23 protein-coding genes are annotated in these 19,880 nt (G+C 44.6%); 22 read left to right on the plus strand and 1 reads right to left on the minus strand.

Annotated features, from left to right (window positions below; genetic code table 11):
• Positions 1-202 precede the first annotated feature (202 nt).
• The 11 genes from H8Z76_RS09630 (at position 203) to H8Z76_RS09680 (ending at position 12,331) form a co-directional block, all read left to right on the plus strand.
• Complete coding sequence (locus tag H8Z76_RS09630) at positions 203-1,003, plus strand: class I SAM-dependent methyltransferase (protein ID WP_243240515.1); 801 nt, start codon at positions 203-205, stop codon at positions 1,001-1,003.
• A gap of 47 nt (positions 1,004-1,050) precedes the next feature.
• Complete coding sequence (locus tag H8Z76_RS09635) at positions 1,051-1,986, plus strand: helix-turn-helix domain-containing protein (protein WP_186982352.1); 936 nt, start codon at positions 1,051-1,053, stop codon at positions 1,984-1,986.
• A gap of 164 nt (positions 1,987-2,150) precedes the next feature.
• Positions 2,151-2,729 (plus strand): MptD family putative ECF transporter S component, encoded by a 579-nt coding sequence (locus H8Z76_RS09640; protein ID WP_186982353.1) that lies wholly within the window; start codon positions 2,151-2,153, stop codon positions 2,727-2,729.
• Positions 2,726-3,430, plus strand: a complete 705-nt coding sequence (locus tag H8Z76_RS09645) for an energy-coupling factor transporter transmembrane component T (RefSeq protein WP_186982354.1) — start codon at positions 2,726-2,728, stop codon at positions 3,428-3,430. The genes H8Z76_RS09640 and H8Z76_RS09645 overlap by 4 nt, the downstream gene beginning before the upstream one ends.
• A 17-nt stretch (positions 3,431-3,447) precedes the next feature.
• Positions 3,448-6,723, plus strand: coding sequence for an energy-coupling factor transporter ATPase (locus tag H8Z76_RS09650; RefSeq protein ID WP_186982355.1), 3,276 nt, complete (start codon positions 3,448-3,450; stop codon positions 6,721-6,723).
• Positions 6,717-8,438 (plus strand): ABC transporter ATP-binding protein, encoded by a 1,722-nt coding sequence (locus tag H8Z76_RS09655; RefSeq protein WP_186982356.1) that lies wholly within the window; start codon positions 6,717-6,719, stop codon positions 8,436-8,438. The genes H8Z76_RS09650 and H8Z76_RS09655 overlap by 7 nt, the downstream gene beginning before the upstream one ends.
• Positions 8,439-8,932: 494 nt before the next feature.
• The gene (locus tag H8Z76_RS09660; RefSeq protein ID WP_186982357.1) at positions 8,933-9,439 is read left to right on the plus strand and encodes a hypothetical protein; all 507 of its coding nucleotides are present in this window, start codon (positions 8,933-8,935) and stop codon (positions 9,437-9,439) included.
• 91 nt (positions 9,440-9,530) lie between these two features.
• Positions 9,531-9,869 (plus strand): hypothetical protein, encoded by a 339-nt coding sequence (locus tag H8Z76_RS09665; protein WP_243240516.1) that lies wholly within the window; start codon positions 9,531-9,533, stop codon positions 9,867-9,869.
• Between the two features lie 191 nt (positions 9,870-10,060).
• Positions 10,061-10,714, plus strand: coding sequence for a helix-turn-helix domain-containing protein (locus tag H8Z76_RS09670; RefSeq protein WP_186982358.1), 654 nt, complete (start codon positions 10,061-10,063; stop codon positions 10,712-10,714).
• A 212-nt stretch (positions 10,715-10,926) separates the two neighbouring features.
• Complete coding sequence (locus H8Z76_RS09675) at positions 10,927-11,838, plus strand: restriction endonuclease (protein ID WP_022515723.1); 912 nt, start codon at positions 10,927-10,929, stop codon at positions 11,836-11,838.
• A 13-nt stretch (positions 11,839-11,851) separates the two neighbouring features.
• Positions 11,852-12,331: an LURP-one-related/scramblase family protein gene (locus tag H8Z76_RS09680; protein WP_243240517.1), complete on the plus strand. Its 480-nt coding sequence runs from the start codon at positions 11,852-11,854 to the stop codon at positions 12,329-12,331.
• 27 nt (positions 12,332-12,358) lie between these two features.
• On the opposite strand, the gene H8Z76_RS09685 is transcribed toward H8Z76_RS09680, so the two are convergent.
• A complete protein-coding gene (locus H8Z76_RS09685) occupies positions 12,359-13,339 on the minus strand; it encodes a nucleotidyltransferase family protein (protein WP_186982360.1) in 981 nt (326 codons plus the stop codon).
• 239 nt (positions 13,340-13,578) lie between these two features.
• Here H8Z76_RS09685 and H8Z76_RS09690 point away from each other — a divergent pair, with 239 nt between their 5' ends.
• The 11 genes from H8Z76_RS09690 (at position 13,579) to H8Z76_RS09735 (ending at position 19,832) form a co-directional block, all read left to right on the plus strand.
• Positions 13,579-13,962, plus strand: a complete 384-nt coding sequence (locus H8Z76_RS09690) for a hypothetical protein (RefSeq protein ID WP_147618987.1) — start codon at positions 13,579-13,581, stop codon at positions 13,960-13,962.
• 42 nt (positions 13,963-14,004) lie between these two features.
• On the plus strand, positions 14,005-14,223 hold the full coding sequence (locus tag H8Z76_RS09695; RefSeq protein ID WP_186982361.1) for an aspartate dehydrogenase: 219 nt from the start codon (positions 14,005-14,007) through the stop codon (positions 14,221-14,223).
• Positions 14,224-14,235: 12 nt separating this feature from the next.
• Positions 14,236-14,646: a peptide deformylase gene (locus tag H8Z76_RS09700; RefSeq protein WP_186982362.1), complete on the plus strand. Its 411-nt coding sequence runs from the start codon at positions 14,236-14,238 to the stop codon at positions 14,644-14,646.
• Positions 14,647-14,755: 109 nt separating this feature from the next.
• A complete protein-coding gene (locus H8Z76_RS09705) occupies positions 14,756-16,009 on the plus strand; it encodes an ATP-binding protein (protein WP_186982363.1) in 1,254 nt (417 codons plus the stop codon).
• A 37-nt stretch (positions 16,010-16,046) separates the two neighbouring features.
• Complete coding sequence (locus H8Z76_RS13665) at positions 16,047-16,664, plus strand: LOG family protein (RefSeq protein ID WP_243240518.1); 618 nt, start codon at positions 16,047-16,049, stop codon at positions 16,662-16,664.
• On the plus strand, positions 16,594-17,097 hold the full coding sequence (locus H8Z76_RS09710) for an isochorismatase family cysteine hydrolase (RefSeq protein ID WP_243240519.1): 504 nt from the start codon (positions 16,594-16,596) through the stop codon (positions 17,095-17,097). Before H8Z76_RS13665 ends, H8Z76_RS09710 begins: the two co-directional genes overlap by 71 nt.
• Before the next feature lie 28 nt (positions 17,098-17,125).
• Positions 17,126-17,413 (plus strand): hypothetical protein, encoded by a 288-nt coding sequence (locus tag H8Z76_RS09715; RefSeq protein WP_022515714.1) that lies wholly within the window; start codon positions 17,126-17,128, stop codon positions 17,411-17,413.
• A gap of 227 nt (positions 17,414-17,640) precedes the next feature.
• The gene (locus H8Z76_RS09720; protein WP_186982365.1) at positions 17,641-18,258 is read left to right on the plus strand and encodes a PBECR4 domain-containing protein; all 618 of its coding nucleotides are present in this window, start codon (positions 17,641-17,643) and stop codon (positions 18,256-18,258) included.
• A 43-nt stretch (positions 18,259-18,301) separates the two neighbouring features.
• Positions 18,302-18,532 carry a hypothetical protein gene (locus H8Z76_RS09725; RefSeq protein WP_022515713.1) on the plus strand — a complete coding sequence of 77 codons (231 nt, stop codon included), beginning with the start codon at positions 18,302-18,304 and terminating at the stop codon, positions 18,530-18,532.
• Between the two features lie 62 nt (positions 18,533-18,594).
• On the plus strand, positions 18,595-19,128 hold the full coding sequence (locus H8Z76_RS09730) for a GNAT family N-acetyltransferase (protein WP_243240520.1): 534 nt from the start codon (positions 18,595-18,597) through the stop codon (positions 19,126-19,128).
• 89 nt (positions 19,129-19,217) lie between these two features.
• A complete protein-coding gene (locus H8Z76_RS09735) occupies positions 19,218-19,832 on the plus strand; it encodes a TetR/AcrR family transcriptional regulator (RefSeq protein WP_022515711.1) in 615 nt (204 codons plus the stop codon).
• Positions 19,833-19,880 lie beyond the last annotated feature (48 nt).

Below are 19,880 nucleotides of genomic sequence, written 5' to 3' on the forward strand. Positions count from 1 at the left end.
TTTATGGAGATACGACAGGCGGAATTGGCTCATATGGAAGTGACAGGAGATTTCTTATTTAAGTATTTGTGCTCCATCCACAAGCAATTATTTCAGTTTGAAGATTTATATCGAAAGCTCAAAAGGAATACAAATTGACTTTTCCGGGGTGGTGTTGTAAACTATGATTAGCTTTGACTAACCATAAGGAGGGCGCTCATACATGACAGATATGGAAAAAGTAAAGATTCATGGCGTCCCGGAAACTATGCTGCAGACTCTGTTTGCCCGGGCGGCCCATTCTCAGAAGAAGGAACATAAATTTTATGATGCGAAGGCTATAGAAATCGTGAAGCAGCTGGACTATGACTTTTCCAAGGCGGAGAAGGATGCTGCCATGAGCAGCGGTGTGATTGCCCGCACCATTCTGTTGGATCAGATGGTGGGTGCCTTTTTAGAGGAACATCCGGATGCAACTGTTGTTAATATCGCCTGTGGCCTGGATACACGGGTCTACCGGCTGGATAATGGACAGGTTCGTTGGTACAATCTGGACCTGCCGGAGGTGATCGACATCCGGCGGCGTTTTCTGAACGAACATGGGCGTATCTCCATGATCGCCAAGTCCGCTATGGATGAGAGCTGGGCAGCGGAAATCGAAGATCCGACGGGCGAAGTGCTTGTTGTGATCGAAGGGCTGGTCATGTACTTAACCGAGGCGGATGTAAAGAAAATTCTATTCATTATCTGTAGCCGGTTCGAACATGCGGAGATCATTATGGAGATTATGAATCCTTTTATCATGCGGCACATGAAGGAGAAATCGATTGAGGCCAGTAAGGCTCGTTTTACCTGGGGTCTGAAAAGCGGGAAGGAACTGGAGAACATGGTGTCGGGGCTTACATGGGCCGAGGATGTGAGTTTGGTCGAAGGGATGAAGGAACTGTATCCTGTCTATAAGTTGCTGGGATGGATACAGCCTGTTAAAAACCTTTCTAACAAGCTGGTAATACTGAGAAAATAGGATAGATATAAACGCCATTCAGCTTTGTCATAGGAGATGCGTCAGCCATGGAGGAATTGAATTATTTAAGACAGGACAAAAAAATACTGGGGAAGGAATCCTTTGTGACCTATGTGGATTTTCAGGTAAAGGATGGCACCGCCGATATGTGGCTGTATGACATTTTTCCGGGAGTACAGCTCATGGTTGTAGATTTTTCTTCTGAGAGCTGTTTCCGAAGCGGTGAAAAGCAGAATGTAATCGGGATCAATCATTGCCGGAAGGGGCGGTTTGAATGTGCGTTTGACAGCCGGAATTATCTCTATATGGGAGAAGGCGATATTACCCTGAACAGCCAGATGCACCCGCCAATCGCGTCTTCCTTCCCGTTGAACTGCTTTTATGGGTCCACTATTATTTTGTTTCCGGAGGTCATGAAGGATGTACCGGAGCTTCAGACCTTTCAAATCAGTGCGGAGGCAATCACAGAGAAATATTCTCTTGAATCAAGATCCCCGGTATTTCGCCGCAATGCGGAAATAGAGCATGTATATCAGGAACTGTATACACATCTGGATCGTCCGTCTCTGCCCTTTTTGCGGCTGAAGATTTTGGAGCTCCTTTATCATTTCCAATTCAGACAAACTCTTTTTGAGGAGAACCAGGACTATATTTCGGGAGTGACTGTGGAGCGGATCAAGCATGTCAGGGAGCATCTGGTACAGGATATGGAGCACCGGACCAATCTGAAGGAACTGGCATTGGAGCACAATTTAAGTCTGACTCAGTTAAAAGATGGATTCAGGCAAATTTATGGCGAATCACCTTATGCATATTTGCGTAGTTACAAAATGCATCGGGCGGCACAGCTTTTGCGCCAGTCAGATAAAAAAATCAGCGAAATTGCGCTGGAAATGGGTTATCAGAATCCAAGCAAATTTTCAGAGGCATTCCATGCGGTGATAGGCTGCAGACCAAGTGTCTATCGAAAGGAAAAAAAGTAGAAGAAAATCATAGTGACACCTTCCAGATGGAGGTGTCATTTTTTGGCTTTTTGGAGCATTATGCACAAGACATGGCTTTTCAGAGTGGTAAAAGAATCTTTCACATGGTAATATGTATGAGTTAGCGCAGACTAACCAAAGATGCAGAAAGGAAAGAAATACATATGAAAACAAAACTTACCACAAAGGATTTAATTACCGCGGGCGCCTTTGGCGCAATTTATTTAGTGCTGCTCACGGTGTTGTCTTCAGTCCTGACAATTGTTCCAATCCTCTTTCTGGCAACGCCGTTGATTGCCGGCATCATACTGGGAACTGTGTATATGCTGTATGCCACCAAGGTGCCGCGCACCGGTGCGATCCTGGTGCTGGCGATCCTGGTGGGGCTGATTACGTCCATGACAACCATTTATCCGCTGATTTTTGCAGTTGTATGGGGATTAATCGCTGAACTCATTACCGCAAAAAGACGCAAATCCGCAGGTGCGCTGGCAGTCAGCTACTGTGTGTTCAACCTGACTTCTATGGGTCCCTTCTTTGCCCTTGTTCTGGCAAAGGACGCCTTCTTAGAAAGTTGTGCAGGGTACTATGGAGAAGAATATATCGCAACGCTGGATAAGCTGACGCCCAGCTGGATTGTTCTTGTGCTGATTGCTTTGGCTTTGGTGGGCGGATTGCTTGGCGGTCTGTTTGGAAGAAAGATCCTGAAAAAACATTTTGTGAAAGCCGGTATTACAGCGTGAACTGCGAAAAGATTTCCAGAGGTCTTTTGGATCCGAGAAGTAAGCTGGCAGTATTTATTGCCGCCTGCCTCTCGGCATTTTCCGGGCTGACACATCCGCAGGAATTTGTCCTTCTTGCCCTGTGTGTGGGGATAACGCTTCTGTGCCAGAAATGGAAGAGGGCTTTTTATACCGGTCTTATCTTTGCAGTTATGTTTTTATGCGATCTGTTTCTAGCACCGCGATTGTCAGGGATACTGCAGAATATCATCATGCTGGCATGTCATTTCTGCCGGTTTATTTTACCGATGTTTGCAGCCTTTTATATTGTGACACAGACTTCTAGGATTGGGGAATATATCAGTGCATTTACTCAGATGCATCTGCCAAACGAGGTCATCATTCCTCTGGCGGTGATGCTCCGTTTTGTCCCGACTATCCAGGAAGAATGGCAGATGGTGAATCAGGCGCTCCGTTTAAGAGGGATGGCGCTGACATGGAAAAATGTTCTTCGTCGTCCGCTGCAGATGATGGAATATATGCTGGTTCCCTTTTTGCTGCAGTGCTCGGTTATCGTGGATGAGATGTCAGCTGCTGTTATGGCGCGGGGGTTTGACAAAAATATGCCGCGAACCAGTTATGCGGAGGTTCGTATGAAGGCTCTGGATTGGTGTATAATAGCTGTTTCTGCCGGACTGCTGTTCTGGAATCTTTGTTTCTGAGGAAGGGAGGAGATGTTTTGATCAAACTGAATCATGTTTCCTTTTCTTACCAGAACGGGGAAGCAAATGAAATGCAGGTGCTGTCTGATGTAAGCTTTCAGGCATCACGCGGAGAATGTGTGGTACTTTGTGGGAAAAGCGGATGTGGGAAGACGACCATGCTTCGCCTGGTAAACGGTCTTATCCCTCATTTTTATGCCGGGAAACTGGAGGGGAATGTCCTTGTAGGCGGACAGGAAATGCAGCAGACACCGTTGCCCCAAACGTCCCGGATTGTGGGAAGTGTCTTCCAGAATCCCCGTACCCAGTTTTTCCATCTGGATACGACCGGAGAGATGGCTTTTAATCTGGAAAATCAGAATGTCCCCCGCCCGCAGATGAAGAAGCGTCTGGAGGAGGTGTCCTATCGTCTGAACCTGCAGGAGCTGATGGACCGGAATATTTTTGAACTGTCAGGCGGCGAGAAACAGCAGATCGCCTGCGGCTTCGTTTATGCGGCTTTACCGTCGGTCATCGTTATGGATGAGCCTTCTTCTAATCTGGATATGGAGAGCATCCGAAAACTGCAGAAGTTGATCCGCATGATGAAAGATGAAGGAAGAACTGTGCTGATTTCAGAGCATCGGCTGTGGTATCTGGAGGGAATCGCTGACCGTTATGTGCTGCTGGAGGATGGCCGGATCAGGCAGGAATTTACGCCGGAAGCAGCGGCAGATCTTTCGCTGGAGAAGCGCAAAGCGTTGGGACTCAGGGCAGTAAAGCGGGAGCAGCTTTATGAACTGAGGCCCGATATGGGGCTGATAAAACAAAAGAGTATCGGGCTGGAAATAGATGGGCTTCAGTTTAGCCGCCAGATGCGCCAGGTACTGAATGTGCCGCATTTAGAAATACCGTCAGGGGCAATCGTAGCGGTGATCGGAGAAAACGGTGCCGGAAAATCCACTTTCAGTCTTTGCTTGGCAGGTCTTTTGAAACATACGGGTACAGTACGGATCGACGGCAAGAAGATCGCGCATAAAAAGCTGCCGGAGCAGGTCTACCTGGTCATGCAGGAGGCAGGACATCAACTGTTCAGCGATACGGTATTGGGTGAATTGACCTTGAATAATCCGGCACTGTCAGAAGAAAAGGGCAAAGAGGTTTTGACAGCGCTGGGCTTAAATGGTATGGAGAACCGTCACCCTGGCTCCCTCTCCGGAGGTCAGCAACAAAGGCTTTCTCTGGGAACAGCTCTTTGCATGAAGCGAAAACTAATGCTCTATGATGAGCCGACCAGCGGTCAGGATGGAGAAAATCTGCTGCGGACAGCGGAGCTGATCCGTGCAGCCAATAAACAGGCAGCCAGTACCCTGATCGTGACACATGATCCGGAGCTGATCTTGCGCTGTGCGACCCATATTCTGCATATCCACGCAGGGGAAGTAAAGAAATTTATACCGCTTGATGAGAGAGGAGTGATTTATATGAAGAAGGTATTTGGAGAGGATGCGCAGACAAAGAAGCCGCAGAAAACCGGTATTCCGCGCCTGCTAGAGTTTACAGGACGGCATCGTCCCCTACTGGGCGCTGCGCAGTTGTTGTCCGGCATCAGCGCCTTGTTCCTTCTGGGACCGTTTGTGTGTGTTTATTTTGCGGCCCGTGTGCTTTTAACCGGACTGACCGGAGGAGGTTTTGTTATCTCGTCCCTGGTGCAGTGGGGCGTGTGGGCATTGGCGCTGGAACTGGCCGGGCTGATCATTAATTTTGCGGCACTTATGTGCTCCCATACCGCAGCTTTTCATACAGAAAAGAATTTAAAAATGGCAGCGCTCCGTCATTTGTCCAGGATGCCAATGGGGTATTTTGAGGAAAATCCCAGCGGAAAGCTAAGAAAAATCATTGATGAAAACAGCGCCCAAATGGAGACTTACCTTGCCCATCAGCTGCCGGATCTGGTGAGCGCTCAGGTCACGACGGTTGCCAGCCTTGTGCTGATGCTGGCTATGGACTGGCGCATTGGCCTTCCACTGATCGTTCTGATGCTTGCAAGCTTTGCCTGCCAGATGACAATGATGGGCGAAAAAACCATGAATTTCATGAAGCGCTATCAGGACGCTCAGGAGGAAATGAACCACGAGGCGGTGGAGTATGTCCGGGGAATCTCCGTGATAAAGGTATTTGGACAGTCGGTACATTCGTTACGGCGCTTCAAGGAAGCGATCAATGCTTATCGGGATGACGCACTGGCCTTTACTATGACCTGCAAGCCCGGATATGTGGGCTTCAATACTGTGGTCAATGCCGCTTTTCTTGTGCTGATCCCTGCCGCACTCATAGGCATGACTTCGGCGGCAGATTTGACTGCCTTTATAGAGAATTTCCTGTTTTATCTGATTTTTGCACCTGCATGCGCATCTGTTCTCAACAAGATCATGTACATGAGCAACTATAAGATGCAGGCTATGGAATCTATGCGGCGGATTGACGCAATTCTGCTTGCCAGAGAGCAGTCAGAGGCACAGGAGCCACAAATGGCACAGGGCAGCGACATTAGCTTTGAGCATGTGACCTTTACCTATCCCACAGGCGAACAGCCTGCGGTTTCAGATGTCAGTTTTACAGCAAAAGCCGGAACCGTTACGGCACTGGTGGGACATTCCGGCTCCGGCAAGACCACCATCGGGACCCTGGTCCCCCGCTTTTATGATGTGCAGGAGGGGCGTATTACGTTGGGCGGCGTGGAACTTTCTGAGATTTCCCGACAGGAAGTCATGGGAAAGATTGCTTTTGTCTTCCAGAATCCCAAATTACTGAAAACAACACTGGAGGAAAATATCCGCGGCGGCTGCAAAAATGCCAGCCGGGAAGATATCCTGCGGGCAGCCCGTCTGGCACAGTGTGATGATATTCTGGCAAAGCTGCCGGAGGGCATTGAGAGCATCGTGGGCGGGAAAGGCGTCTATCTTTCAGGAGGAGAAGTACAGCGGGTGGCTATTGCCAGAGCAATTCTGAAGGACGCACCGGTCATCATTCTGGATGAAGTCACGGCATTTGCCGACCCGGAAAATGAGGTACAGATTCAGGCAGCCCTGAAGGAACTGACAAAGGGAAAAACAGTCATTATGATTGCGCACCGGCTGTCCACCATTCAGGATGCGGATCAGATCCTGGTAATGAAAGCAGGGCGTCTGGTAGAACAGGGAACGCATCAGGAACTGCTTGGTAAGAATGGCGAGTATGCCCATATGTGGGCAGATTACAATCAGGCAATCGCCTGGAAGATTGACCGGAAAGAGGAGGTGAAACCATGCTGAAGAAATTATTCGCATTAAGCGATCAGGGGGAACGGGAATTAAAGCACGGGATTGTGGCAACTACGATAGGACATTTGTGCATCATGGCTCCCATTTCCCTCTTGATGCTGGTGACCATGGGACTTCTGAACAGGCTCTGCGGGGAGACTGGACTGACAATGCAGCCAGGAGTGATAGTTCTGATGGCGGCGGTTCTCTTACTTTTGATCTTCATAACCCAATGGGTTCAGTATAACCTGACTTATAAAGTGGCTTACGAAGAAAGCGCTAACCGGAGAATTACCCTGGCGGAAAAGCTGCGGCGGCTCCCACTGGCATTTTTCGGTCAGCGTGATCTGTCTGATCTGACAACAACCATGATGGGTGACTGCTCTAAACTGGAAAGAATTTTTTCCAATGCGGTTCCCAGTCTCTTTGGAACAGTCATTATGTTTGTGATTGTGTCCGTGGGGCTTTTGATCATGGATTGGCGCATGGGGCTGTGCATTGTTCTGCCGGTACCGGTAGCTGCGCTTATTTTGATAGCGGCCAGAAAGGCCCAGACAAAAGCGGAAAGCCGCAATTATGACGCTCACCGTGCCGCTTATGATGGGGTGCAGGAATATCTGGATACCATACAGGAGCTTCGCTCCGCCGATCTGGAACAGGAATACCTGGATGGAGTTGAGAAAAAACTGGATTATGTGGTAAAGTGTGCGTTTCGTAATGAGCTGGCTCCAGGTACTGCTGTGACGTTGGCGCAGCTGACAGTACGCTTTGGGCTGGTGGCAGTTCTGCTGGTTGGAGGTCTGTTGGTAGCTCAAAATATGCTGTCCGTCAATATGTTTATTCTTTATCTGTTGGTAGCAGGCCGTGTTTATGAACCCTTTGGTTCCTGCTTTATGCTGATGGCGGAACTGTTTTCTGCATTTGTCAGCATTGAGCGGACGAAGAAGATGGAAGCGACAGTGGAGCAGACTGGTCAGCCTGTTTGTAAGAACAATGGGTACGACATTGAGTTTAAGGATGTTTCCTTTTCGTACAATGATGAGCTTGTACTCAATGGGATTTCCTTTGTAGCGAAACAGGAGCAGATCACTGCGCTTGTAGGCCCTTCCGGCAGCGGAAAATCTACTGTTTCCCGTCTGGCAGCCCGTTTCTGGGATGCAGATGCCGGTCAGGTACTGCTGGGTGGCGTGGACGTGACGACTGTGGAGCCGGAAACGCTGTTTAAGAATTATGCCATCGTCTTTCAGGATGTGACCCTTTTTGACGATTCCGTTATGGAGAACATCCGCCTTGGTCGGGCGGGGGCGACAGATGAGGAAGTGCTGGCGGCAGCCAGGGCAGCTCAGTGCGAGGAGTTTGTTTCCCGTCTGCCTGGCGGCTATTACAGCAATATCGGTGAGAATGGCTGCGCCCTTTCAGGAGGCGAGCGGCAGCGTATCTCTATCGCCCGGGCGATCCTGAAGGATGCGCCGGTAGTTATTTTGGACGAAGCCACAGCTTCCATGGATGCGGAGAATGAGAACTTGGTTCAGCAGGCACTGTCCGTGTTGCTGCAGGGGAAAACTGTACTGGTTATTGCGCACCGTATGCGGACGATTGCAAACGTCGATAAGGTTGTTGTCCTGGAACAGGGCCGCGTCGCAGAGACGGGAACGCCGGAGGAACTTCTGAATCAAAAGGGATTGTTCTATCGTTTGGCTGAAGCACAGACGGTACATGGTTGTTAATAACTGTGTAGCATTTTATCGTTGTTGTTGATAAGGATATGAAAAGATGTCTAAAATAGAAGGAGAGCCGGATTGCTGCTCCGACTCAATCTTCTACATGGAAGACATCTTCCACCAATAAATTAAAGTATTTAGTGTCTGCTGATTTTGAGCTGGAAGCAGTTTAATCAGCAGACACTAAATAGTGCGTTGTATCAAAAAGCGGAGAAATATAGGAATTCTTTTGCTCATTATACAGGACCATCTACAGTTTCAAATAATTATATAATTCAAAAAAACAAATAAGTTGAATTTCCGAAGATGCAAGAAGATGGAACAATAAAGATGATTAAGAAAAAAGCAACTGTTTTGTCATATAGGGTGGGGGATTATACATTTGTTGATGATATTATAAGCAACATATTAGAGTTTTCTGAGTTTACGGGGAAGAAAATAGGCAAATTGTTAACAGATATAGTTTCATAATAATGTATATTAATATGGAGGAATGGAAGATGGCTAAAAAGCATTATATTATTGAAGCTAAGGGACCTGAGTGTATATTGGGGAATAAAATAACAATTGAAGATTGTACATATATTAAAAAAAATCATAGAATTTTAGGAAAGGACGGAAAATACAGAAAAATTAATCAAGATAAAATTTCATTATCAGATAGAGTATCAATTTTTTTATTTGTGGTAGCTATAATTCTTATTTCGGTGACAATAGGTTGTTTTGCATTATTAAGAGATTACTTTGGTGAAGGGAATTCATACATTGATAACATTATTAGTGAAATAGGATTGGTTTTTGCAATTGTGTCCACAAAATATGTTAGGTCATTTATTGAACGAATAATTATGAAACCAAGAATATTGAAAAAATTAACTGTTTGCATTTTTGTTATGCTTGCACCGTTTTATATTAATGCATTATTTGCATTTCTAGGAATAAGCCAATCAATAAGCAATTGCATTAGTGTTGTTGGAATTATATTGAGTTTATTAAGCTATGAATAGTAAAGGAAGATTGGTGAAGCAGCGGATCTATGGGAGGTCTGGAAAGTGATACGATTGGAGGCTTCAATGGAATGCTTGCGAGGCAGAAAAAGTGATTATCGTAATTATAACAGATGGAGTAGAAAATGCCAGTCAGGAATATTCTGCCAATATGGTTAAAAAAATGATTGGGCAGAAGCAGGAATACGGATGGCAATTTCTGTTTATGGGGGCCAATATGGATGCAGTTACAGAAGCGGAGAAAATAGGGATTCGTCCCAATCATGCTGTGAAATATAAAAATGACGCGAAAGGAGTTCGGTTGAATTATCAGGTTACGAATCAGGTAATGTCTTGTATGAGAAGAGATTTTTGTCGTGATGAAGAATTGGAAGTACGCATTCCAGAATTTTTGAAAAAAATAAGGAGATACGAAAAAGAAAGTGATTAATTTCATATTATAGGTAATGTGAGCGTTAAAACGCCAAAACAGAGTAAAAATACATATTCGTCCACCAATTTCTCCGATAAGTAGAGCGCATTCTACGATTGTGGGTTGATTCTACGACGCTTTCTGATAGGATATTTAGTATGAAGTGCATGCCTTCTTAGAATGTAAACAGAGAGAAAAAGGGGATCATTATGAATCAGATAAAGATCGGAAATTTTATAGCGGAAGTACGAAAGCAGCAGCATATGACGCAGCGCGAACTGGCAGAAAAAATTGGCGTGAGCGATAAGACGATTTCCAAATGGGAGACGGGAAAAAGTATGCCGGAGCTGGGGTATCTGCAACAACTGTGTGAGATATTGCAGATCAATGTGAATGAGCTTTTGTCCGGAGAGCGTTTATCTGGTGATGATTATCCCAGAAAAGCGGAGGAGACAATCATGGCTTTAATGAAAGATAATGAGACAAACAAAAAGAAAAATATAAGAGATATGATCATAGGTATTGTACTGGCGGTTGCAGCATTTGCATTTATGTTTGCAATGACCCAGAGCGGGAACCCGACGTATTATGTGGATATGGGAAGTTTCGCGGTTGTTGCGCTGCTTTCCGGTGCAGCAGTGCTTCTTTCCGGGAAAAGGAATCTGGTCGGAGTTTTAAACGTATTAAAGGAAGTTCTGGTCCCGGTTGGCATGGTGGGCACATTGATCAGCTTTGTTATGATCATGGCGACTGCGAGTGATTATAGCGCGGTGTATCATAACCTTTCGGTGTGCGCATTAAGTGTGCTGTATGCGGTCATTGCGAAGATCGTTGTTGTTATCATGCTGGAAAAAAGACAGTAAGCATGCGGTAAGGATATTTGAAATAATTGATATGGTTAAAAAGCATCTGTCAAGGTGAGGTGGCTGGGGTGACCCACAAAGGCAGATGTTTTTTTGTCATGGCGACGAGGCTTGCGTTGAGGAAAGAGTCTGTTATACTTAATCTTAGGTATAAAAACAGGTTACAGAGAAATTTGTTGCAAAGTATAAAGTAAAGACAAGGAAGTGAAAAAATGGCGGTACCTAAGTATTATGAGATGTATCGATCTTTTTTAAAGGTGCTTATGGATGGAAACATTCACTCGATGAAAGAGGAAAAACAACAGGTAATAGATGATTTCCATTTAACAGTAGAGGAGACGGCAGAGCTTTTGCCAAGTGGCAGACAGGCGATTTTCGACAATAGAATCGGATGGTGCAGAACATATCTCAAAAAAGCACAACTTATTGAAAGCCCGGCAAGAGGACAATATAGGATAACGGAATCAGGGATAAAAACCTATAAGGAGAATGAAGTTATAGATAATAACGTGTTAAGACAGTTTCAGTCTTTTCTTGATTTTACAGGTGGAGAGGCACAGGGGAATACGATGACGGAAGTGGCTGCGGATCATGATGAAACACCGCAGGAGACACTGGATCGTGTATACAGGGAACTGAACCAGTCTTTGGCAAATGATCTGTTAGCGGAAATCTGTGAGATGAATCCGTATCGCTTCGAAAGATTAGTAGTAGAATTACTGATAAAAATGGGATACGGACGTCTGCAATATGAGAGCCATGCAACAAAAAAATCAGGAGATGAGGGAATTGATGGCATAGTAACAGCGGATAAGCTTGGATTTGATTCAATATATATTCAGGCAAAGCGTTTCCGGGAAACTCCGGTGGGAAGACCGGATATACAGAAATTTGTAGGTGCACTGGCAGGACAGGGCGCGCAGAAAGGGATTTTTATCACGACTTCGACTTATACAAAAGAAGCGATTTCCTTTGTGGAGAAGAACTTAAATTACAAACTGGTACTGATCGATGGAACCCGTCTGGCGGAATTAATGATAGAATATGAACTTGGTGTTTCCACCCAGTATACCTATCGGATCAAGCAGCTCGACAGTGACTATTTTTCAGAAGAATATTACTAAGGAGGCGTATGCGATGAAGCTGTTGATGAAACAACGTGTTTTTTCGTGGTCAGACACTTACGATGTCTATGATGAGAATGGCAATCCGAAATATTTTGTCAAAAACGAGATCCTTTCTCTGCTTCACAGAATTCATGTCAGCGATATGCAGGGCAATGAGATTGGAATGATAAAACAGAATTTTACACTGTTCATACCGCGCTTTGAGGTAGAAATAGGTGGAAGACCATATGGCGCGATTGAGAAGCAGTTCACTTTTTTCAAACCAAAGTATGATCTCAATTACAATGGATGGCGCTGCGAGGGAGATTTTATGGCGTGGAATTATGATGTGTATTCGGGCTGCAGCGCGGTTGTACACATATCAAAGAAGCTTCTCCGCTGGGGTGATACCTATGTGATCGATATTTTAAATCCGGCGGATGAGATCATGGCGTTGATGCTTGTTATCGCGATCGATGCAGCAAACTGCTCGCAGAATAAGAATGGCTGACCTGCATCAAAGTATGGAAAATAGCCATCAATCACTCTGAAATCTTGACAAATGTTCATACGGGAGAATCTGTCTGCCGCGGTACAGACCGCAGCCGTCGTTGATCAGGCTGTTGTCTGCGGCAGCGAACATATTGACATCCAGATCTTTTAATTCGAGTTGCTGCAATTTCATGCCGCGCTCATAAGCCTCGTCAAAATACAGGCATTCGCCCGTTGGGATAGCTCCTCTTCTTGCGCGGTCGTATTCCTGCTTCTTTTCATAACCGAGATGATTGGCGGAACCGATCTCCGCGATATCATCCATTTCCTTGGTGCGAAGCTGCACTTCCATGTAGCATCTGGCGCTGTTATCATAAAAAGTAATGTGCAGAGAACGATATCCGTTTGGGGTCGCGCTTGCGATGTAGTCCCGGTAATAAGGGCGCACGGAGTCGGAAAGAAGCGGGGAACTGCTTGCGCCGATCCCGCCGGTCGGCTCCACGGTAAAGCCACGCTCTTCCAAAAATTCCGGCAGGATATTGGCGATCTTATAAATATGATCGATCTCCTCTGTTTTACGGTCTTCCGGGTGCGCCAGATGGCAGCGGGGCACAGAGATCACGATCCGGTATGCGATCAGATCGCGGAAACAGTTGAGCCGGTTTTTCAGCTCTGAAATGGAAGGGTAGCACTTGTTTTTTGTATAATAATCATAAATAAATTCCACAATATAGCCATTAAATTTTTCTTCCGCGCGGATGAGTGACTTGATCCGCCCTTTAAACGTAAAGGAAAGATACGGATATTCGCCCACCATATAATTATAAAATTCACGGAGCTTCTGGGACTGCGCTGTAAGGAAATCATTGTGCTCTAAAAGTTCTTCGATCTGCAAAAGAAAATTGCAGTGGACAAGATCGATCTCGTTGTGATGCGCGATCGCGTCCTCATGCAGATCCTTTTTGTATTTTTGTAAGATTCGAAGCACCGTATCTCCGGAGTATAAATAGTCATTTAATGTAACCATACGATCACCTGAAATCCTTATTTTGAAAAGTATCCGTGTTCCTATACAAATAGTATATTCATTTGTCCGGAGACATGCAATCGCTATGTGAAAAAGAACAGTGTAAAAAAGTAGTTCGGTTGAAACCGAATCGGTGGTGGCCGAATAAAAGTGGATAAACGAAGGAAAAGATAAGAAAAATGTGCAGTTCCCGCCCGGAATGTGGTATGGTATGTATATATTTTCAAAGGAGGCTGCGAATGGAAAAACTCTTGGAAAAGCTGGATGACGCGGCGAAGCTTGTCGCTCCGATGCTGGAAGAAAAAATTTCAGAAGAGATCTACATAAATGCGCTTCGGGAACTGATCCTGGCTTTAAATGAAACAACAGCGGAAGAAATCGAAAAGCTTGAGATCGATTTTGCGGTAAAGAACAGTCTTGGCGCAGACAAAAGCCTGATCAAAAAATCGTTTCCGAAAGAGGCGGATCAGGTTTCCCTTATTTCCACACTTGTCACATATGAGGCATGCAGGCGGGAGGGAATGCCGGATCACAGCAGAATCTATATGGACCGGGTAACGGCACTGCGGCATCACATCGATCACTATTACGGGGAAAGATCACAGCAGTTCTGCGGAAGTTAAAAAAGTTAAGCGCAAAAAAGGCGAAGATGTCAGGGGAAGAGCATGGGATTATTTAAAAAGAAAATGGAAAAGAAAACGTATGACAAAGAAAACAAAAAGCCGGTGCTCAAATGCAGCATTTGCAATGGCGAGCAGGTTGCCGGATTTAAGGATATCCATACCGGAAAATTTGAGGAAGTGATGCTCATCCGGGGAGCAGCAGATCTGGAGGCGTTTCGGAGTCAGTATGGAATTATGGAAGAGATAGAAAAAATTTACTGAGAGGGGGATATTATGGTAAAAAAGATTGTAAGGGATCCGCTCTTTCTGGCGCAGAGATCCGAACCGGCGACGGAGGCAGACAAACAGGTCGTCACGGATCTTCTCGATACATTAAGGGCGAATCTGGACCGCTGCGTTGGCATGGCAGCAAATATGATAGGTGTGAAGAAGGCGGTTATAGTTGTGGCGGCAGGACCGTTTCAGTTTGCAATGGTCAATCCGGTCATCACGAAAAAGACCGGAGGCTATGAGACGGAAGAGGGATGTCTTTCCCTGGACGGAGTCCGCCCATGTACACGTTATCAGGAGATCGAGGTGGATTATCTGGATGTGGATTTTAAACCACAGCACGGGAAATACAGTGGATTTACCGCACAGATCATACAGCATGAAATAGATCATTGTAATGGGGTGGTGATATAAAAATGTGCAAATGCACAAAATATAGTAATGGATATTGAAATGAAAATAATTTAATAGTAGAATAACATTACCAAAATCAGTGCAAAGCACGAAAATAAGGAATGACAATATGGAGATTAAAAGAGATTCATACCTTGAACAGTTAAAGATAAGAAAAGATAATGGCATGATAAAGATTATCACAGGAATCAGAAGATGTGGAAAATCATTCTTGCTGTTTGTATTGTTTAAGAAATATTTGCTGGAGAGTGGTGTAGATCATGACCACATTATTGAGATTGCATTGGACGGTATTGAAAATGAGGAACTGAGAGAACCGAAAAAGTGTTACCAGTATATCAAGGATGCAATGAAGGATGAACAGAACTATTATCTGCTCTTGGATGAAGTACAGTTTATGCCTCGATTTGAGGAAGTACTGAATAGTTTACTTCGTATCAGTAATATTGATGTATATGTGACCGGAAGCAATTCTAAATTTTTATCAAGTGATATAGTAACTGAGTTCAGAGGCAGAGGCGATGAGATAAGAATTTATCCGTTATCATTTGCTGAGTTCTATGCAGCTTTGGGTGGAGATTATGAAGATGCCTGGGAGGAGTACATGGTATATGGTGGACTGCCGCAGGTGGCACAGTTTTCTGTTGAACGTCAGAAGGCAGAGTATTTGAAAAATATTTTTACCAATGTTTATATCAAGGATGTAGTAGAGCGAAACAGGATTCAAAATGTTGATGAAATAGGAACCCTGGTAGACATTCTTGCTTCTGCAATAGGAGCCCCAACCAATCCGACTAAAATATCAAACACCTTTAAAAGTGAAAGAGGTATCAATTACAGCAATAAAACCATATCCAATCATATAGATTATCTTGCGGAGGCATTTTTGATCTCTAAAGCGAACCGGTATGATATTAAAGGCAGAAAATATGTGGGGGCAAATCTGAAATACTATTTTTCGGACATAGGACTCAGGAATGCCAGGCTGAATTTCAGACAGCAGGAACCTACTCATATTATGGAGAATATCGTGTACAACGAGCTGCTTATCCGAGGTTATAATGTGGATGTTGGGATTGTAGATGTTTTTAAAAAGAATCGTGAAGGAAAGAGAGTCCATAAGCAGTTAGAGGTTGATTTTGTAGCCAACCAGGGCAGTCAGAGATATTATATTCAGGTAGCCTATGATATGACTACAGAGGAAAAGCAGACGCAGGAGTTTCATTCTTTCAGAAATATTCCGGATTCCTTTAAGAAGATCGTTATAGTAAATGGAACGAAAAAGCCGTGGAGAAATGAGGAAGGTTTTGTAATCATGGGCATGAAATATTTTCTGCTTAATGCGGATAGTTTGGAATTTTAATAATAAGGATAAGAATCATACAAAAGAAGGGTGTTAAATGAAGATAGCAGTATATTGCGGTTCAACAGCAGGAAACAGAGAGGCATTTACTATCGGGGCAGTCGCGCTTGGCGTATGGATCGCGGAGGGTGGGTACACGCTGGTGTACGGCGGAGCCCAGGGCGGACTGATGGGAACGATCGCCAATGCGGTTTTAAGTAATGATGGAAAAGTGACCGGAGTGCTGCCCGATGTGGAATCGATAAAAAAGAGACGTCATCCGGGGCTGACAGCGTATATCGAGACAAAAGATATGGCAGAGCGGAAGGCGAAGATGATGGAGATCGCCGATGCGTATGTCGCGCTGCCGGGCGGACCGGGGACGCTTGATGAGATCTCGGATGTCATTGCGCTGGCGCGGCTTGGGATCGATGGAAAGCCATGTGTACTTTATGATCTGGATGGATTTTATCAGCCGTTAAAGAAAGTGTTTGAAAAGATGATCGACTCCGGATTTGCGTATCAGGAAGATTTCCGCAATGTGCTCATTTCGCCGATATCGAAGAGATCGGAGCGTTTATCGAAAAAAGAAGGATGGAGAAAAAATGAAAAAAGCATTATTAGTGATCGATATGCAAAATGTATGCGTTGGAGAAAAGCATGCGGCATATTTTAAATACAATAGCAGGGAACTGATCCGGAAAGTAAATAAGATCATTGACGCGAATGAAAAAAATCTGGTCGTTTATATCCAGAATGTAATGAAGCGGAATTTCGTCAATAAATTCATGCCGTTCCAGTCCTATGTAGGAACCGAGGAGGCGGAATTAGCAGAGGGGCTTCATGTTGTGTCGGATCACAGATGTATCAAATACAAAAGTGACGCGTTTACAAATCCGGAACTGGATGCGCTGCTAAAAAAACATGAAATTGAGTGTGTTGAGGTCATAGGTGTTGACGGTGGAGCCTGTGTCTCACGGACTGCACTGGGAGCGATTGACGCGGGATATAAAGTGATCGTGAATGAAAACGGGATCGGAACAATGTTTTGTAAAAAGAGGGATAAGTATTTTGAAAAACTGCAGCAGGCAGGCGCGGAATTTATCTGAAACAGGTATGTGAATCACAGGAGAAAATATGAAACCAAGATCAGAAAAGAGCATGGAACTTTACCGGCTCATGGAACGGCGCGGATATCCGGAGGAATTCTGCGACATCGTGACCCAAAATCTGAATACGGATTTTACGGCAAGACGGATGATCGGGTATCTGTCCCATTATGACCATCCTCCATTGGAAGAGATCGCGGATGAAATGCTTGCGATATTAAGTGACCGGAACCGCATTATGCAGAAAAAGGAGATGGAGAGTACCAATGCGGCGTGGAACCGGATGCGGGCGCAGGGATTTGGTGAGGAAGAGTAACTTTTGAGCAGACGGATTTTAGTGTTGACGAATTTGGAAATCCGACATATTATAATATTATAGAATATTGTTTCTTATAAAGAAGAATCATATATGTCGGGTATGAGACAGAAAACCGTACCGTGTGGTCGGACTGGAGACCTAAAACCCATTCGAGTGTAGAGAAAACTACTAAAAATCGAAAGAGGAATGGCATTTGTCATTCCTCTTTTTACATAGGAGGCGAAATGTGTATCGTAAGTTTTAAGGAAAGGGTAAAGAATGAAGCGATAGCAAATGCAGGATTGTATGAAGCAAATTTTATCAATTTTGAATATTTAATTTGCTCAGAAGCTTTTGACGATCTTTATCATATAATAAAGTCGGACAAGGGAAATTATTTGCATCTGATTGGAATACATACAAATTTGACAGCAGAGGATTTTTTTGATAAATGTTATGATGGGCAGTTAAAAGAGGAGGATTTTGATTTTATAAAACCAAATAAATCGGAGAAATCCGTAAAGGGTTCTGTAAGAGAGAAGGTAAATGTTTTACCATATATGGTTAGATTATTTGAACAGAAATTATATGCAGAAGATAATTTCAAAAAGAATAAAATTGAATGTGCATTTGCAACAGCGGAAAATAAATATACCTTGGGATTTGCAGTTTCTGGTCGTCCGAAATCTTTGCTAAAGGGAAACAAATTAGAAACAACAAAAGCGAAAGAGGTAGATTTGATTTTTAAAAAAGTAAGAAGCAGTGAAATGCCGTATTCGGAACTGATTTATGGAAATGTGGCAGATATTATGAAATATAAAGAGAAGATAGCAGACCTTATATCAGAGGATTTTTTGGATTGATGGTCAGATAAAAATCAGAAGAAAAAGAAAGAGGCGTAGTATTATGGCAGGATATTTAATCAAAGACACAACAAAAGAAGAGAGAGAACAGATCGTGGCGGAGTCCCTCGGCAATATCGAGGCAGCCTGTGACGGCTGCATGAGCGGGCTCGCGGAAATGTATCAGGATTACATTGACGGCAAAAAAGAGCTGCGGGAGATCAACATGGAATTCAATGCGCGTTATGTCAAAGACGACGACATGCCGGGAAGAAGAAGCTGTGTGATGCAGTAAAATAAAAAAATATAAAACAGAAAATAAACAGAAAAATAAAAAAGAACATGGAGTTAAAAAGAATGACAGAACAGAAAACAAATTTGGCAGAACGGTTTGAATTTCGGGCGGTACGTCCCGAAGAAGCAGAGTGGGCGGCAGAGATCGAGCAGATCTGCTTTCCGCCGAATGAGGCGTGTTCGAGAGAGCGTATAATGGAACGGGTCGTTAAGGCACCAGAATTATTTTTCGTTGCGGTGGACAAAAAGACCGGAAAGATCGCCGGATTTTTAAACGGACTGGCGACTGACGAGGAAATCTTCCGGGATGAGTTTTTCACGGATATCACGTTGTATGACCCGAATGGAAAAAATGTGATGTTATTGGGGCTTGATGTACTCCCGGATTACCGTGGTCAGGGACTGGCAACGGAGATTGTGCGTGGCTATCTGGAAAGAGAGCGCAGAAACAACCGGGATATGCTGATCTTAACCTGTCTGGATGGCAAGGTGAAAATGTATGAGAAGATGGGATTTCTGGATCGCGGCATTTCCGGCTCTTCCTGGGGTGGAGAAGAATGGCATGAGATGGTCTGGAAGATCAGAGAGGGAAACTGACAGTTCCCCTCTTGACAGAAAATATAAATTATAGTAACGTAACAGTGTTATCTACATAACGCTGTTACGCGACAAGAAGGAGAGCAGTCATGAAGGAAGAAAAGGAAACGAAAGAACGGCTTTTGATCAGTGCAAAAAAAGAATTCGTGGAAAAGGGCTATCTTCAGGCTTCTTTGCGCAATATCTGCAAAAACGCGGGTGTCACGACCGGTGCGTTGTATTTCTTCTTCCAGGATAAGGAAGATTTGTTTGCGGCGGTCGTGGAAGAGCCGCTGCAATGTCTCCGTGAGATCATGGAGGAGCATTACGCGTATGAGATCACACACGGAGAGGGACAGATCAGTGATGGCGAAGTGGATGAGACGGATATCAACGCGACCGTACAGATCATCCATGTCCTGTATCAGTATTATGATGAGTTTCAGGTGATCCTGACGAAGGCGCAGGGTTCACGGTATGAGAATTGTCTGGATGAATTTGTAAAGATCTCAGAACACCATTACCGCGTGCTTGCGGATCGGATCACAAATGAACAGGGGCTTCCGAGGATCGAAGACTACATGATCCACTGGATCTCGCATTTGCAGGTCGATGTCTTTGTGCATCTGTGTACCCATGAAAAAGATGAGGCGGCGGCGATACGCCATATGAGCAGTATCATCAAATTTATGATCGCAGGCTGGGTGGCACTGTTTGCGAAATAACAGTGGCAACAAGAAAAAGATCAGGCAGAGCGTTCGGATTTTGAACAT

This window comes from Roseburia yibonii, assembly GCF_014297335.1.
In the GTDB taxonomy this organism is placed as follows: Bacteria; Bacillota; Clostridia; order Lachnospirales; family Lachnospiraceae; genus Roseburia_D; species Roseburia_D yibonii.